The organism is Streptomyces sp. NPDC002935 (assembly GCF_040611295.1).
Lineage (GTDB): Bacteria > Actinomycetota > Actinomycetes > Streptomycetales > Streptomycetaceae > Streptomyces.
On sequence record NZ_JBEXNW010000002.1, the window covers coordinates 320,523 to 335,526 of the forward strand.

Below are 15,004 nucleotides of genomic sequence, written 5' to 3' on the forward strand. Positions count from 1 at the left end.
GGGTGGCAGCCCGGCCCCTTCCACCTGCGGCCGGGACGGCCTGATCACGTCGTGCTCTCAGGGCGGGGCTTCTTCTGCCAGGGGTAGGTGGGCCGTTGGCCGGGCGGTGTGATGGCGGACGGCCTCGGCTGATCCGCCGAACTGGACTCCGGGGTCTGGGGCCAGGTCTGTCCGCCGGAGGTGCTCGCGTCCGCGGCGGGAGCGTCGGGCCAGGACGAGCCGGTCCCCGGCTCCTTGGTCCAGTGGCGCAGCGCGCCGGCCTCCACGTCGATCTGGGCGCTCAGCGTGTCCAGGTCGTCGTCCGCGAAGCGGTTGGCCCGGTCGCGCGCGGCCCAGCGCAGCGAGTCCGCCGACTGCGTGATCCGCTCGGTGCGCTCACGCAGGCCGGGCAGCCGTGTGGCGAGCGTTCCCCGGTCGGGCTCGGTCTCCAGGCGCTTCAGTTCGGCGTCCAGCTCGTGCCCGTGCGCGCTGAGGCGCTCGAAGAGGCTCAGAGACTCTTTGAGGGACTCGTCCTCCGCCACGCTCGCGTGCAGCGCCTCCTGGGTGGCCCGCATCGATGTGCGCAGCCTCAGCCGGAGCTGGGCGAGCTCGCCCTGGGGACCGGGCTGGGCGAAGGTCTTCGCGCGCAGGGTGGTGTCCTCGACCGTGCGGCGGGCCTGCGAGATCGTGCGGTCCACGCCGCGCTTGGCGGCGCCGATCACCTTCACCGTCGCGTACGCGCCGAACACCACGAACAGCAGGAAGAGCAGGGCGATCACTGTGATCACGGTACCCATCACACTCCTCCTCGGACCGGTCGCAGCAGCTGTCGCCGCACTCTCAACGGTAAACGCTGCGGGCAGGTTCGGAGTTCCAGAAGAACCCCGAACCTGCCTGTAGGGGACTACCCCGAGCCGGCCGGGCCAGACCAGGACCGGCACGCGGACCCGGACCGGCACAGGCACCAGACACCGGGGACCAGGGACCAGGCGAGACCTGATGCCCGATGCCGCCGACCCGTAGCGACTACGCCGTAACGATGTTCACCAGCTTCGGCGCGCGGACGATCACCTTGCGGATTCCCGCGCCGCCCAGCGCCGCGACGACCTTCTCGTCGGCCAGCGCCACCTTCTCCAGCTCCTCGTCGGAGATCGACGGGGAGACCTCCAGGCGCGCCTTGACCTTGCCCTTGATCTGCACGACGCAGGTCACGGCCTCGTCGACGACGTACGCGGGGTCGGCGACGGGGAAGTCCTGGTGGACGACCGATGCGGTGTGGCCCAGCTTGCGCCACAGTTCCTCGGCGATGTGCGGGGCCAGCGGCGCGATCATCAGCACCAGGGCCTCGGCGACCGGACGCGCGACCGGGCCGCCCACCTTGGTCAGGTGGTTGTTCAGCTCGGTGACCTTGGCGATGGCGGTGTTGAACCGCATGCCCTCCAGGTCCTGGCGTACGCCGTCGATGGCCTTGTGCAGAGCACGCAGCGTGTCCTCGCCCGGCTCGGTGTCGACGACCGTGACCTCGCCGGTCGCCTCGTCGACGACGTTGCGCCACAGGCGCTGCAGCAGCCGGTACTGGCCCACCACCGCGCGCGTGTCCCAGGGCCGGGACACGTCCAGGGGACCCATCGCCATCTCGTACAGGCGCAGGGTGTCCGCCCCGTACTCGGCGCAGATCTCGTCCGGGGTGACCGCGTTCTTCAGGGACTTGCCCATCTTGCCCAGCAGCCGGGAGACCTTCTCGCCCTGGTAGTAGTACGCGCCGTCGCGCTCCTCCACCTCGGCCGCCGCCACCGCGATGCCGCGGCTGTCGCGGTAGACGTAGGCCTGGATCATGCCCTGGTTGAACAGCTTGTGGAACGGCTCGGCCGACGAGATGTGGCCCAGGTCGAACAGGACCTTCGACCAGAAACGCGCGTACAGCAGGTGCAGCACGGCGTGCTCGGCGCCGCCGACGTACAGGTCGACGCCACCGGTCGGCTGGCCCTCGCGCGGGCCCATCCAGTACTGCTCGATGGCCGGGTCGACCAGCTTCTGGTCGTTGTGCGGGTCCAGGTAGCGCAGCTCGTACCAGCAGGAACCGGCCCAGTTGGGCATGGTGTTGGTCTCGCGGCGGTACTTCTGCGGGCCACGGCCGTCACCCAGGTCCAGGGTGACGGCGACCCAGTCCTCGTTGCGGGACAGCGGGGTCTCCGGGGACGTGTTCGCGTCGTCCGGGTCGAAGGTGCGCGGCGAGTAGTCCTCGACCTCCGGCAGCTCCAGGGGCAGCATCGACTCGGGCAGCGGGTGAGCGACGCCGTCCTCGTCGTAGACGATCGGGAAGGGCTCGCCCCAGTAGCGCTGGCGGCTGAACAGCCAGTCGCGCAGCCGGAAGTTGACGGTGCCCGCGCCGATGCCCCGGCGCTCCAGCCACTCCGTGATGCGCGCCTTGGCGTCGACCACACCCAGGCCGTCCAGGGAGACGTCGTCGCCGGCGGAATTGACGATCTTCGCGTCGTACGACGCGAAGGCGTCGTCCCAGGCGGAGGCGTCGGTGCCGCGGTCGTCCGAGGGCTCGACCACACAGCGCATGGGCAGTTCGAAGGCGCGCGCGAACGCGAAGTCGCGTGTGTCGTGCGCCGGGACGGCCATGATCGCGCCGGTGCCGTAGCCCATCAGTACGTAGTCGGCGATGAAGACCGGGACCTTCTCGCCGTTGACCGGGTTGGTCGCGAACGCGCCGGTGAAGACGCCGGTCTTGTCCTTGGCCTCGGCCTGCCGCTCGACGTCGGACTTCGAGGCGGCCTGCGCGCGGTAGGCGGCGACGGCCTCGGCGGGGGTCGCGTAACCGCCGGTCCACACGTCGTGGGTGCCCTCGGGCCAGGCGACCGGGGTGAACTTCTCGACCAGCGGGTGTTCCGGGGCCAGCACCATGTAGGTGGCGCCGAACAGGGTGTCCTGGCGGGTGGTGAAGACCGTGATCGCTTCGCCGTCGATCGGGAAGTCGACACGTGCGCCCTCGGAGCGGCCGATCCAGTTGCGCTGCTGCAGCTTGATGGCCTCGGGCCAGTCCAGTGCGTCCAGGTCGTCCAGCAGGCGGTCCGCGTAGGCGGTGATGCGCATGTTCCACTGGCGCAGTTTGGCCTTGAAGACGGGGAAGTTGCCGCGCTCGGAACGGCCGTCGGCGGTGACCTCCTCGTTGGCCAGGACGGTACCCAGGCCGGGACACCAGTTGACCGGTGCGTCGGAGGCGTAGGCCAGGCGGTAGCCGCTCAGGACGTCGGCGCGCTCGGTGGCGCTCAGCTCGTTCCACGCGCGCGTGGTGCCGCCGGCGGTCGGGACGGCGCGCTCACCGCTCTCGAACTGAGCGACCAGCTCGGAGACGGGACGGGCCTTCCGGGCCTCGTCGTCGTACCAGGAGTTGAAGATCTGCAGGAAGATCCACTGGGTCCACTTGTAGTACTCCGGGTCGATCGTGGCGAACGACCGGCGCTTGTCGTGGCCCAGCCCCAGCGCGCGCAGCTGGACCTTCATGTTCTCCATGTTGGCCTCGGTGGACACGCGCGGGTGCGTGCCGGTCTGCACGGCGTACTGCTCGGCGGGCAGGCCGAAGGCGTCGAAGCCCAGCGTGTGCAGGACGTTGTGGCCGGTCATCCGCTGGAACCGGGCGAATACATCGGTGGCGATGTAGCCCAGGGGGTGACCCACGTGCAGACCCGCACCCGAGGGGTAGGGGAACATGTCCATGATGAACTTCTTGGGCTTGGCGGCCAGCTCGGGGTCCCCGCCCAGGTCACCGATAGGGTTCGGAGCCTCGTACGTGCCCTCGGCGTCCCAGAAGTCCTGCCAGCGTGCCTCGATGTCAGCGGCCAGGGCGGCCGTATAGCGGTGCGGCGCGGCCACCTCGGCGGTGGCAGCGGTGTTCGTCTCGCTCATGATCCTCAAAGCTCCATCGATCGTCTCTGCCAGCAGAAATGAAAAAGCCCCTCGCACAGGAGGGGACGCCGCGCCGATGCCGACCACGATGCGTCAGTGGTCGGGACTGATCAGCGCGGCTCGCTAAGCAGAAGGCGTACGGCACGCATGGCGTCAGGGTACCGCAGCGCCCGCGCGAGCCGCGACGAGCTTTCGGGTCGCCCGGCACCCCGTGCCACTCGTCGTGACCACGGAAAAAAGTTGAATGAAGTTCAAATTTTACTTCGCGTAACGGACGCATAGGGACAACACAAAGACCTCATTGCCCTTTGGTAACAACGCAATAACTCAAATCTCGAACTCGTCCGTATGTCTCGACCTAGAGTGCGGCTTCGGGACCGCTTCCCCGAACCGTTGGGAGTAACCCCCCATGAACCCTCGTCGTAACAACAGCTCGCTTCCCCGAGCGGGCCGTTCGGCCTACGGGATGGCCACGGCTGCCGTCCTGCTCCTCATACCCGTCGTCGTGCTGGTAGGAGGCAATGGAGTCCGTGACTTCCTGAACTTCGGCGCCGGCGTCCTGTCGCTGGTCGCCCTGTCCTGCTCCGTGATCTGGGGGCTGGTCGCCACCGACCGGATCTTCCTGAACACCCGCCAGCGGCTGGTGGCACAGGCGGTGCACCGGACGACCGCCGTCTCCTCGGTCGCCTTCCTGCTGCTGCACATCACGGTCAAGCTGGCACTCGACCACACGACCCTGCTCGCCGCCCTGGTCCCCTTCGGCCTCGGCGTCACCGGCACGGCCGGGCTCATCGGCTTCGGCTCCCTGGCCGGCTTGCTCATGATCTTCACGGCCATCACCGGCGCGCTGCGCAGCGCCTTCGCCTCGCCGGCACCGATCGCGGCCCGCTGGCGCGCCGTGCACATGCTGGCCTACCCGGCCTGGTGCGCCGCACTGATCCACGGCCTCTACGCGGGTCGCGCGGCGAAGCCGATCTTCACCATCCTCTACAGCCTGTGCCTGGTCGCGGTCATGGCGGCTCTGGCTCTGCGAACGGCGCCCTCCCCCGTCAAGCGCAAGGTCGCGGCGCGGGTTCTGGCGATCATGGGCAAGAACAACCCCGATGCCCGAGGGTTCCGCGAGGACCTGGAGGCGTCCCGCGCCGCCGCGATGGAGTCGCGCTCCGCGCAGCAGCCCATGGGCGACAACTTCGTCCCGTCCCAGCGCGCGCAATCCTCGCCCCCGCAGTACGCCGCCGCGCCCGAGCCCGCAGCGGCGGACACCGGTGCGAACGGCTTCGCGGCGGCCTACCGGGCCGTGTCCACTCCCGGCGACGGCTCCGCGCCTTCCTCGACGCAGCAGTTCCAGATGCCCATGAACATGCAGCCCACCGAGACGTACGCCCGGGTCGACAACGGCAGCACGTCGAGCAGCTGGCCCGTCCCCACGCCGCCGCCTGTCGGCGAGGCGCCGCAGTCGGCGTACGACCCGCTGAACGACACCGGATATACCGTCCCGGTCTACAGCAATCCGCCCGCCAACGCCTACGGGACGAGTGATGTGTACGACACCGGTGAGACGAACGCGTCCTACCGCACGTACAACACCAACGACACGTACGACAGCGGTCCCACGACTGACGTACTGCCGGGCGCCTACGACGCTCCTGGCTCCGGTGAATCATGGAACGCCCCTTCCGGAGGCTTTTAAGTGAACGAGGCCCTGCCCGACGTCCCGGAAGTCCGCGTAGTCGGACTTCCGCAGCTCACGTCGGGCTTCGACCTGGTTGAACGTCTTGATCTCCCCATGCACCTCAAAGTGCACGGGCCGCTCGAACCTCTGGGCGGAGAACAGCTCGCGAGCCTTGCCGAAGCCATCTCCCTGAAGGGCCGCGGCGGCGCGGGCTTCCCCTTCGCCAAGAAACTGCGCTCAGTCGCCGAATCCGCCATCAAGAAGGGCATCCGCCCGGTGGTGGTCGTCAACGGAAGTGAGGACGAACCGGCCTGCCGCAAGGACACGGTGCTCATCAACCGTGCCCCGCACCTCATCCTCGACGGCGCCCTGCTGGCCGCGGAGGCCATGGGCGCGCGCACGCTCGTGATCGGCGTGACCCGCGAGTCCACGCAGCGCTCCATGGAGGCGGCGTTGGCCGAGCGAGGGCTGAGCAACCGGCGCGGATCGCCCCTTCGCGCGCGCGTGCAGCGCAATCCGGTACGGATGGTGACCGGAGCGGCCGCCTCGCTGATCCGCTCGATCGACGGCGGTCCGGCCGTCCCTCCGGGCCGCAAGGTCAGCGCGTCCCAGACCGGTGTCGGGGGTGCGCCCACGCTGCTGTCGAACGCCGAGACGTTCGCGCAGCTGGCCATCGCCGCCCGCATCGGCCCCGACCGCTACCGCAACACAGGCCTGTACGACGAGCCCGGCACCGTCATGCTCACCGTCTCGGGCGCGGTCGCGCGCCCCATGGTGATCGAGGTCCCCACCGGTGTACCGCTGCGGTACGTACTCCAGCTGGCCGGCGCCCCGCCGATGCCGCAGGGCGTGCTGACCGGCGGCTACCACGGCAAGTGGCTGGACGCGGCGACGGTCAACGAGGCGATCGTCTCGCGCGACAACCTGGCCGCGGTCGGCGGTGCGCTCGGCGCCGGCGCGATCCTCCCGATCACCCAGCAGACATGCCCCCTGGGCGAGTCACTGCGTGTGGCGCAGTGGCTGGCCGAGGAGAGCGCGGGACAGTGCGGTCCCTGCTACCTCGGCCTGCCCGCCGCGGCACGCGGCCTGGAGGACATCCTCAACGGCGGCGGTCCTGCAGCACTCGAGGCCGTGAAGCAGGTCGCCAAGTCCGTGAAGCGGCGCGGCGCCTGCTCCCACCCGGACGGCTCGGCGATGTTCATCGAGTCGACCCTCAAGGCGTTCACGGACGACCTGGCCGCGCATGTCCTCGGAAACGGCTGCGGAAGGCCCGTGGAGGGCGTTCTGCCGCTCTTCGAGGGCGGCCAGCTGCCCACGGGCATCCCGGGCGGCCAGAGCGAGCAGGAGTCGGGCCCCAGCCGCCAGAAGATCTACGTCGACTGGACGCTGTGCCGTGGGCACGGCCTGTGCGCCGACATCCTCCCCGAGGTCTTCGAACTGGGCGCCGACGGCTTCCCGACCGTCGCGCAGGCCTCAGTACCCCGGTACGCCGAGGCGAAGGCCCTGCGTGCGGTGCGCCGCTGCCCGGCGCTCGCCCTGCGCATCGAGGAGGACACCAGGTCCTCCGCTCCGGCGCGCAACAACCTGCCGGTCCTGTCCCAGGGGCGCGGTCGCCGCGCGCTCGGCAGCGGCCGCTGAACACCGAAGGAGCGGGCCACCAGAAATCGGTGGCCCGCCTTCAACACGTTCCAGGAGAGTCGCCGGACAACGAAGAAGCGGACCACCCTGATCGGGTGGCCCGCTTTCAACGTCTGTGGAGCTAAGGAGAATTGAACTCCTGACCTCCTGCATGCCATGCAGGCGCTCTACCAACTGAGCTATAGCCCCTCGCGGCCACGCGGAAAGACCGCGTATTCGCCGTGTCGCCCGGTTTCCCCGGCGGCGACGCCAACATTACACGGTTCCCCTGGTGCACCACCAAATCCTTTCCCGCCTGTACCGATTCGGGTGTTCATGTCGGCTTTCATCACAGTTTTGGCACCCGCGGCATCCTCGGCACCCTCCATGGCTGCCGCCATGCGCCCGTTGCGTCGACGGGGCTCCGGGCCGGGCAGGGAGGCCGTCGACGGGGCTCCGGGCCGGGCAGGGAGGCCGGCGCCTTCGGGGCCGCCACACGGCCTCTGGTGGGCCTCACGGGCCTCGCGGCGCTCGGACCACCTTCGGGGTCGCCGAACCCTCTGGACGCCGCTCCTGGGCGGCGGTGGCGTGCGCGGCCCAGGATTTCCGCGCGGGCGCGTCGTGGCGCAGGCCACACAGACGGGGCAGACCGGGCAGGGCAGGGCAGGCAGGAACTGCAGCGGAACGGCACCGGGTTGACGTTGTCGGCCCTCTACGGAGGAACCGACCCGTGCCTTCCCGGCCACCCGCCGGGTCAGGCAGTGGCGAACGAGTAGAACCGCTTGAGGGTGCAGTGCTCGTCGAGGAGCCGTCCGTAGATCGGCTCGCCCTCCAGCTCGCGGTACGTCTCGATCGGGTCGCCTTTTATGATCAGCGCCCGCGCGCACTCCTCACACCAGTACTGGTAGTCGTGGTTGACCGGCTCCATGTCGCGGACGATCGGCGTACCACTGCCGCACCAATCGCATTTCCGCCTGTGCGCACCCATCAATCAGCTCCAGCTGTGGCCGCAGGCCGTGCACACGTAGGAGATTCCACCGTTGTCACCAAGGACCTGGGCAACGTGGACCGATCCGCAGGAAGGGCAGTCGAGGAGGGTGGCTTTCTTCCGGTTCAATGCCACTTCGAGGAGATCGTCGACCTCCTCGAGGATGCTGGCAGGCATCGCTTCTCCCTCCCGTCGGGCCGCGCCCCCTTCCGGCCGTTTGATTCTGCCACGGCCGGAGCAATACGGTCAGCGACGCCTTCGTACCAGTCCGGACACAGCACCCAGCACAGCTGTCGCGGCCAGCGCATACGTGCACGCCAGGAGCGCGTCCGCAGAGGTATACGCCCCGGGGGCCCCAAGTGACTCAAGGCGGTCCAAGAAGAGTGTGCCGAAGACCGCGACACCCGTGAGCTGACCGAGCTGCGCGACGGTCACGAGCAGCCCGCCGGCATCCGCGGCGTCCTCCGGCCGCACCGTGGCCAGCGCCCCGGCGAGCGTGGGCCCGAATCCGAGCGCGAGGCCCGCGCCCACGCCGGCCAACGCCACGTACAGCCACGGGCCGCCGTCTCCCCCGTTCCGCAGGACGCCGCCGACCCCGGCCACGGACGCTGCGGCGAGCAGGAATCCTCCGGGGATCAGAGCGCGTTGCCAGACGGCGGGCCAGTTGCGCCAGGTCAGACCGACCAGCCCGAAGACCACCGCGGTCGGCGCGAAGGTCAGCCCGGCGCGCAGGGCGCTGTCTCCGAGGCCTCCCTGAAGGTGCAGCGTGAGCGAGAACAGGAAGCCCGCGTTGACGGCCATCACGGCGAGCAGCTGGAAGACGGCGAGGGCGATGCCGGGGTGGCGCAGCACCCTCGGCGCGATCAGCGGTGCCCCGCCCCGCCGGGCGAGCCGGGACTCGTACCCACAGAACAGCGCGAAAACGACCGCGGCCGCCGTCAGCGACAGCCAGGACCACAGCGGCCAGTCCTCCTCCTGTCCGAGCACCAGCGGCACGGTGAAGAGGGACACGGCGGCCGCGAGCAGCACGAGTCCGGGCAGGTCGAGGCCGCGTGAACGCCCCGTGGCCCGTACGTCGTCACGCGGCAGTACGCGGCCGCCGACGACGAGGAGTACGGCGCCGACCGGCACGTTGACGAGGAAGACCGGCCGCCAGCCGGTGCCGAACAGATCGGTGCTGACGAGCAGGCCGCCCAGCACCTGCCCCGCCGCGGCGCCGGTGGCGAGGACGGCCGCGTACGCGCCGAGCGCGCGGGCTCGTGCCTCACCGGTGAAGTGGCGCTGGATCAGGCTGAGCACCTGCGGGATCATCACGGCCGATCCAGCGCCCTGGACGAGCCGGAAGGCGATCAACTCGCCGGTGCCCCGGGCGAGTCCGCAGGCCAGCGAGGCGGCCGTGAACAGCGCGAGACCGGTCAGATAGACCCGCCGGTGCCCGAGCCGGTCGCCCAGCCGCGCCCCGGTGATCAGGAGCACGGCGTACGAGATGGAGTATCCGGCGACGACGAGTTGCAGGCCGGCGCCGCTCGCGTGGAGTTCGGAACCGATCGTGGGCACCGCGACGTTCACGATGAAGACGTCGAGCAGAGCCATGAACTGGCCGACGAGCACGACCGCGAGCAGTCGTCCGGGGCGATTGTCAGTGCCGGGGTCTTTACTGGTCGCAGAGCTTGGACTGCGTGCGGGACCTGTTCCCGCGGGGGTTGTCGTCGTCATGCGATCGAGCGTGATGCCGACCGGATACGGGTGACGAGAGCCCGCCGATGCTGGTACTGACAGCACCTGGCAGCGAACGGGCCCGGCGCGGACGATGGGGAACGGGGGATGTGATGCGATGAACACGACACAGCGCCGCAGGCCGGAGCTGTCCGCCTTCCTGCGGACCAGACGGGCCCGCGTGACACCCGCGGACGTGGGTATGCCACCGGGCTTCCGGCGCCGCACGCCGGGCCTGCGCCGCGAGGAGGTCGCGCAGCTCTCCGGTGTGGGCGTCACCTGGTACACGTGGCTCGAGCAGGGACGCCCGATCAACGCCTCCGCTCAGGTCCTGGACGCGGTGGCGCGCACGCTGCGCCTCGACCAGCCGGAGCGCGAGCATCTGTACCACCTGGCCGAGGTGCCGTACGAGCCTGATCCCCCGACGTCGATACGCGTCGTGGGCCCGCAGGTCCAGGGCGTCCTCGACGCCGTCGACCCGCATCCGGCGGTGGTCTACAACGCGCGCTTCGACATCCTGGCCACCAACTGCGCCTACCGCGAAGTGTTCTTCACCCCCGAGTCCCTCAACTCGGGGATGGACAACGCCCTGTGGACGCTGCTCACGGTGCCCGAGCCCGACAGCCCACTCGTGTTCCCCGAGTGCGAACTCCCGGTGATGGTGGCGACGCTGCGTTCGTCCTACGGGCTGCATGCCGGCGAGCCCGGCTGGGAGGGGTTCATATCCCGGCTGTCGCGGGCCAGTCCGCTCTTCGCGCGGCTGTGGCGCAGCGGCGATGTGGCGCCGCCGGGACCGCGGGTGAAGACGTTCCGGCACGCGGCGGTCGGTGAGATGCGGATGACGTCCGTCTCACTGTCGATCCACGGCATGCCGGAATGCCGGGTCGTCGTCTACCAGCCGGCCGACGAGCAGTCGCGCCTGCGCGCCACGCGGCTCCGGACCGCGCGGAACGCGACGTCGACGACGGCAACGACGGCAACGACGGCCATGCCGACGACAACCACGGTCAAGACACCAACAACGACAACGAAAAATCCCGCTCCCTGACGGGAACGGGATCCTTCATCACTGATCTTTGACAACTCAATAGAGAGTCGATCTGTGGAGCTAAGGAGAATTGAACTCCTGACCTCCTGCATGCCATGCAGGCGCTCTACCAACTGAGCTATAGCCCCTTGCGTTCTCCCCGCCCTGCGGGCCGAACAAGAAGAACTTTAGCCTGCGACCAGCCGGAAAGTGAAATCCGGTCCCGACAGGGCCGCGGGACCGGACGGGGGCCGTCCGGCGCCCCCTCAGTCGTCGTCGCCGAGCACCGGCTCCGGCAGCGTGCCGGCGTTGTGCTCCAGGAGCCGCCAGCCGCGGGCGCCTTCACCGAGGACCGACCAACAGCAGTTGGAAAGTCCGCCGAGGCTCTCCCAGTGATGGGACTCCAGGCCGAGCAGCCGGCCGATGGTGGTGCGGATCGTGCCGCCGTGGCTGACGACGACCAGGGTGCCGTCGTCGGGGAGCTTCTCCGCGTGCCGCAGCACCACGGGGGCGGCGCGGTCCGCGACCTCGGTCTCCAGCTCGCCCCCGCCGCGGCGCACCGGCTCGCCGCGCTTCCACGCGGCGTACTCGTCGCCGTGGCGGGCGATGATCTCCTCGTGCGTCAGCCCCTGCCAGACGCCCGCGTAGGTCTCGCGCAGGCCCTCGTCGTGGGTGACGTCGAGGCCGGTGAGCTCGGCCAGCTCGGCGGCCGTGGCGGCGGCACGCTGGAGGTCCGAGGCGACGATGGCGTCCGGCTTGAGCGAGGCGAGCAGCCGGGCGGCGCGACGGGCCTGCCCGATGCCCGTCTCGGTCAGCTCGACATCCGTGGAGCCCTGAAAGCGGCGGTCCACGTTCCAGGAGGTCTGGCCGTGCCTCCACAAAATGACGCGGCGACCCCGGCCCGGCTTGCCGCCGTCCTTCGTGCCCGTCGTCTTCTGGGCCTCGGTGCTCACCGCAGCTCCCCCAGTTCGGCGGAGTCCTCCTCGGCCTGGAGCTTGGCGTGCTCGGCGGCCTTGCCGCGGGTCGCCTTTGCCTCGGCGGGCAGGTCGAACTCGGGGCAGTCCTTCCACAGCCGCTCGAGGGCGTAGAAGACACGCTCCTGGCTGTGCTGGACGTGCACGACGATGTCGACGTAGTCGAGGAGCACCCAGCGCGCCTCGCGGTCGCCCTCACGGCGTACCGGCTTGACGCCGAGCTCCTTGCTCAGCCGCTCCTCGATCTCGTCGACGATCGACTTGACCTGGCGGTCGTTGGGTGCGGATGCCAGCAGGAAGGCGTCCGTGATGGAGAGCACGTCGCTGACGTCGTAGGCGATGATGTCGTGCGCGAGCTTGTCTGCGGCCGCCTGTGCGGCGGTGTTGATGAGCTCGATGGAGCGGTCCGTGGCGGTCACTACGCGGCTTTCCGTCGGCGGTCAGTAATGACTCAAGGGTCTCACGGACCGCCGAGGACACCCCACGCGTTTCTCCGGCCACGCCCCGGGCAGCCCCGGGCGTGGTGCAGGTCACCCCTTCGGAGTGCTGTCGATCTTGTAGTCCTGGCCGAGGACGACGGACACGTCCGCGTTGGTGGTGACCGTGCCCTTCTTCACCGTGCTGGTGGGCAGACCCAGGGTCTTGGCGACCTCGACGGCGTCGTCCTTCTTGGCCGCGTCGCTGTAGGTGATCTGCGACACGCTCTGGGCGGCACCGGCGGTGCCGGCGTCCAGGTAGGTGTAGCCGCCGTTGACCAGGACGATTCGGGCCTGGTTGGTGGCCGCCTTGTCGCCGGTGGCGTTCTTGATGCCGACGCGGACCGCGGCGTCGGCGTCGGGGCTCTTCGCCGTACCGCCCAGGACGTCCTTGATCACGCTGTTGGAGGTGCTCTCGCTGAGGGTGCCGTCCTGCTGCACGGGCAGCAGCGCGGTCTTGTAGTCGCCGCCCTTGGCGAGGTCGGCGAGCTTGGCGAGGAAGGCGCCGAGGTCCTGGTCGGTCAGGGACGGGTCGAGGATCTGGGCCAGGGTCTGCACGGTGGTGGTCGCGGCCTGCTTGTCCGAGGACAGCTTGCGCATCACCCCCTGCATGACCTGTCCGAACCGTTCCAGCTGCGCGTTCTGGGCCTCGCCGGAGGCCCGGTAGGTGGCGTAGGCGACGGCCATCTTGCCGCTGAGGGTCTGGTCCTCGCCCTTCTTGACGAGGGGGGCCTCGCCCTTCTTCTTGGAGGCGGGGTCCGGCACGTCGGCGTTGGTGGTGATGTCGATGTTGCCGACGAGCTCGACGAGGTTGTCCAGGTAGGGGGTGTCGAGCCGCCAGGTGCCCTGGATGTTCGTGCCGAGCACGGTGTCGATCGCGTCCCGCGTCCCGGACGAGCCGTCGCCGTCGACGGATTTGGCGAGCGTGGTCGTCGAGCCGTCGTCGTCGGTCAGGGCAAGGGAGTTGGGCAGCAGGACGGTGGTGCCCTGCTGGGTGGTCGAGTTGTCGACGAGCAGCGCCGTGGAGGTGCCGCCGCCCTTGGTGTTGTGCAGGTGGACGACGACCACGTCGCGCTTCTGGGCGGTCACGGCCGTCGTGGTCCCGGGCTTGTCGGCCGCGGTCGTGCCGGGCAGCTTGCCCGCGTACCAGAGGTAGCCGGCGCCACCGACCGCGACCAGGGCGACGACCACGACCAGCGCGACGACGCGGCTGCGGGCGCGGCGCTTGGCCTCCTCGCGGCGTTCGGTGCGGTTCTCGGTGAACTTCAGCCAGTCGATGACGTCTTCGGACTCGGTTTCCTGCTCCTCGACGAACGCGAACTGCTCGGTGCGGTAGTCCCGGTCGGCCCGGGGCGCGCCGTTCTCCGCCGGCCCGGCCTGCTGCGGGATGTGGGCGGTCTGTTCGGCGACCCGGGGCTGCCGGCCGGTGCTCGCGGCGCCCGCCGTGCCGGCGGTCTGGCCATAGGGGTCGTACGACGTCGAGGTGGTCCCGCCGGCTCGGGGCGTGCCGGTGCCGAACGGGTCGAAGGCGTCGTACGAGGGGACGGACGGCTGCTGACCGGTGTCATAGGACGACACCGTTTCGTGCTGACCGGTGTCATACGGCGACACCGGCGGCTGCCGGCCCGTGTCGTAGGACTGGACGGGTTCCTGGCGGCCCGCCGCATAGGGGTCGTAGCCGTAGCCCTGTTGCTGGGCGTCGTAGCCGTCGTACCCCTGGGCAGGCTGCTGCGGCACCTGCCGGTACACAGGCTGCCCGAACTCGTCGTAGCCGACGAGTTCGTACTGGTCGCCGCCCGTGTATCCGTCGTATCGGTCGTTCACCGGGTGCCCCTCTCGGCTCACTGGCCGCGGTACAGCTCACGCTTGTCGATGTAGCGCACCACACCGTCCGGCACCAGGTACCAGACGGGGTCGCCCTTCGCGACTCTGGCACGGCAGTCTGTGGACGAGATGGCGAGCGCGGGAACCTCGACGAGCGAGACACCGCCCTCCGGGAGTCCCGGGTCGGTCAGGGTGTGGCCGGGCCGGGTGACCCCGATGAAGTGCGCGAGGGAGAACAGTTCTTCCGTGTAGCGCCAGGTGAGGATCTGGCCGAGCGCGTCGGCGCCGGTGATGAAGAAGAGGTCCGCGTCCGGGTTGAGCGAGCGCAGGTCGCGCAGCGTGTCCGTCGTGTAGGTCGGGCCGCCGCGGTCGATGTCGATGCGGCTGACCGAGAACTGGGGGTTCTCGGCGGTCGCGATGACCGTCATCAGATAGCGGTCCTCGGCCGGGGTGACCTTGCGGTCGGTCTTCTGCCACGGCTGCCCGGTCGGTACGAACACCACCTCGTCGAGGTGGAACTGAGCGGCGACCTCGCTGGCCGCGACCAGGTGTCCGTGGTGGATCGGGTCGAAGGTGCCGCCCATGACGCCGAGGCGGCGCTTGCCCGGATTCGAGGGGCCGTTGCCGGGGCCGGTCGTCAGGCGCTTCACCGTGCTGCCGGCCGTCCCGCTCGCACTGCCCGTGGCGGCACCGTCGGCGCCGCTCTCCGTGTCACTCGCCGGACCGGTAGGCATGTCCTGCTCTCCCATGCGTGCAGACCCTACCGGCCCGGCCGACGGGCTCCGGCGGAGAGGGGCCCCGATCGGGCCCGGTGGG

12 protein-coding genes and 2 tRNA genes are annotated in these 15,004 nt (G+C 69.8%); 3 read left to right on the forward strand and 11 right to left on the reverse strand.

The genetic code is table 11. The annotated features are described in order from the left end of the window. Positions 1–44 precede the first annotated feature (44 nt). Together ABZX90_RS03555 and leuS are read right to left on the reverse strand one after the other, a co-directional pair. On the reverse strand, positions 45–776 hold the full coding sequence (locus ABZX90_RS03555) for a hypothetical protein (protein ID WP_355201190.1): 732 nt from the start codon (positions 774–776) through the stop codon (positions 45–47). A gap of 229 nt (positions 777–1,005) precedes the next feature. Continuing rightward, the gene (leuS, locus tag ABZX90_RS03560) at positions 1,006–3,894 is read right to left on the reverse strand and encodes a leucine--tRNA ligase (RefSeq protein WP_355201192.1); all 2,889 of its coding nucleotides are present in this window, start codon (positions 3,892–3,894) and stop codon (positions 1,006–1,008) included. Positions 3,895–4,303: 409 nt separating this feature from the next. Here leuS and ABZX90_RS03565 point away from each other — a divergent pair, with 409 nt between their 5' ends. Beyond that, positions 4,304–5,584 carry a ferric reductase-like transmembrane domain-containing protein gene (locus tag ABZX90_RS03565; protein WP_355201194.1) on the forward strand — a complete coding sequence of 427 codons (1,281 nt, stop codon included), beginning with the start codon at positions 4,304–4,306 and terminating at the stop codon, positions 5,582–5,584. Continuing rightward, positions 5,585–7,204, forward strand: a complete 1,620-nt coding sequence (locus tag ABZX90_RS03570; RefSeq protein WP_351119579.1) for an NADH-ubiquinone oxidoreductase-F iron-sulfur binding region domain-containing protein — start codon at positions 5,585–5,587, stop codon at positions 7,202–7,204. Between the two features lie 116 nt (positions 7,205–7,320). Here ABZX90_RS03570 and ABZX90_RS03575 read toward each other — a convergent pair. From ABZX90_RS03575 to ABZX90_RS03590, 4 genes are all read right to left on the reverse strand, one after another. Beyond that, a tRNA-Ala gene (locus ABZX90_RS03575) sits at positions 7,321–7,393 on the reverse strand. 544 nt (positions 7,394–7,937) lie between these two features. Further along, the gene (locus tag ABZX90_RS03580) at positions 7,938–8,171 is read right to left on the reverse strand and encodes a hypothetical protein (protein ID WP_010986886.1); all 234 of its coding nucleotides are present in this window, start codon (positions 8,169–8,171) and stop codon (positions 7,938–7,940) included. A gap of 3 nt (positions 8,172–8,174) precedes the next feature. After that, positions 8,175–8,348 (reverse strand): hypothetical protein, encoded by a 174-nt coding sequence (locus tag ABZX90_RS03585; RefSeq protein ID WP_261702676.1) that lies wholly within the window; start codon positions 8,346–8,348, stop codon positions 8,175–8,177. A 69-nt stretch (positions 8,349–8,417) separates the two neighbouring features. Then, positions 8,418–9,887 (reverse strand): MFS transporter, encoded by a 1,470-nt coding sequence (locus ABZX90_RS03590; protein ID WP_355201197.1) that lies wholly within the window; start codon positions 9,885–9,887, stop codon positions 8,418–8,420. 118 nt (positions 9,888–10,005) lie between these two features. Between ABZX90_RS03590 and ABZX90_RS03595 the strand changes: the two genes are divergently transcribed. Next, positions 10,006–10,935 (forward strand): helix-turn-helix transcriptional regulator, encoded by a 930-nt coding sequence (locus tag ABZX90_RS03595; protein WP_351119585.1) that lies wholly within the window; start codon positions 10,006–10,008, stop codon positions 10,933–10,935. Between the two features lie 55 nt (positions 10,936–10,990). Here the strand turns inward: ABZX90_RS03595 and ABZX90_RS03600 are convergent. The 5 genes from ABZX90_RS03600 to nadD form a co-directional block, all read right to left on the reverse strand. Continuing rightward, positions 10,991–11,063, reverse strand: a tRNA-Ala gene (locus tag ABZX90_RS03600). A gap of 117 nt (positions 11,064–11,180) precedes the next feature. After that, on the reverse strand, positions 11,181–11,867 hold the full coding sequence (locus ABZX90_RS03605; RefSeq protein ID WP_351119586.1) for a histidine phosphatase family protein: 687 nt from the start codon (positions 11,865–11,867) through the stop codon (positions 11,181–11,183). Continuing rightward, positions 11,864–12,307: a ribosome silencing factor gene (gene rsfS, locus ABZX90_RS03610; protein ID WP_351119588.1), complete on the reverse strand. Its 444-nt coding sequence runs from the start codon at positions 12,305–12,307 to the stop codon at positions 11,864–11,866. The genes ABZX90_RS03605 and rsfS overlap by 4 nt, the downstream gene beginning before the upstream one ends. A gap of 111 nt (positions 12,308–12,418) precedes the next feature. Next, positions 12,419–14,188 carry an LCP family protein gene (locus ABZX90_RS03615; protein WP_355201199.1) on the reverse strand — a complete coding sequence of 590 codons (1,770 nt, stop codon included), beginning with the start codon at positions 14,186–14,188 and terminating at the stop codon, positions 12,419–12,421. A 17-nt stretch (positions 14,189–14,205) separates the two neighbouring features. Next, positions 14,206–14,937: a nicotinate-nucleotide adenylyltransferase gene (nadD, locus tag ABZX90_RS03620; protein ID WP_351119592.1), complete on the reverse strand. Its 732-nt coding sequence runs from the start codon at positions 14,935–14,937 to the stop codon at positions 14,206–14,208. Between the last annotated feature and the right edge of the window lie 67 nt (positions 14,938–15,004).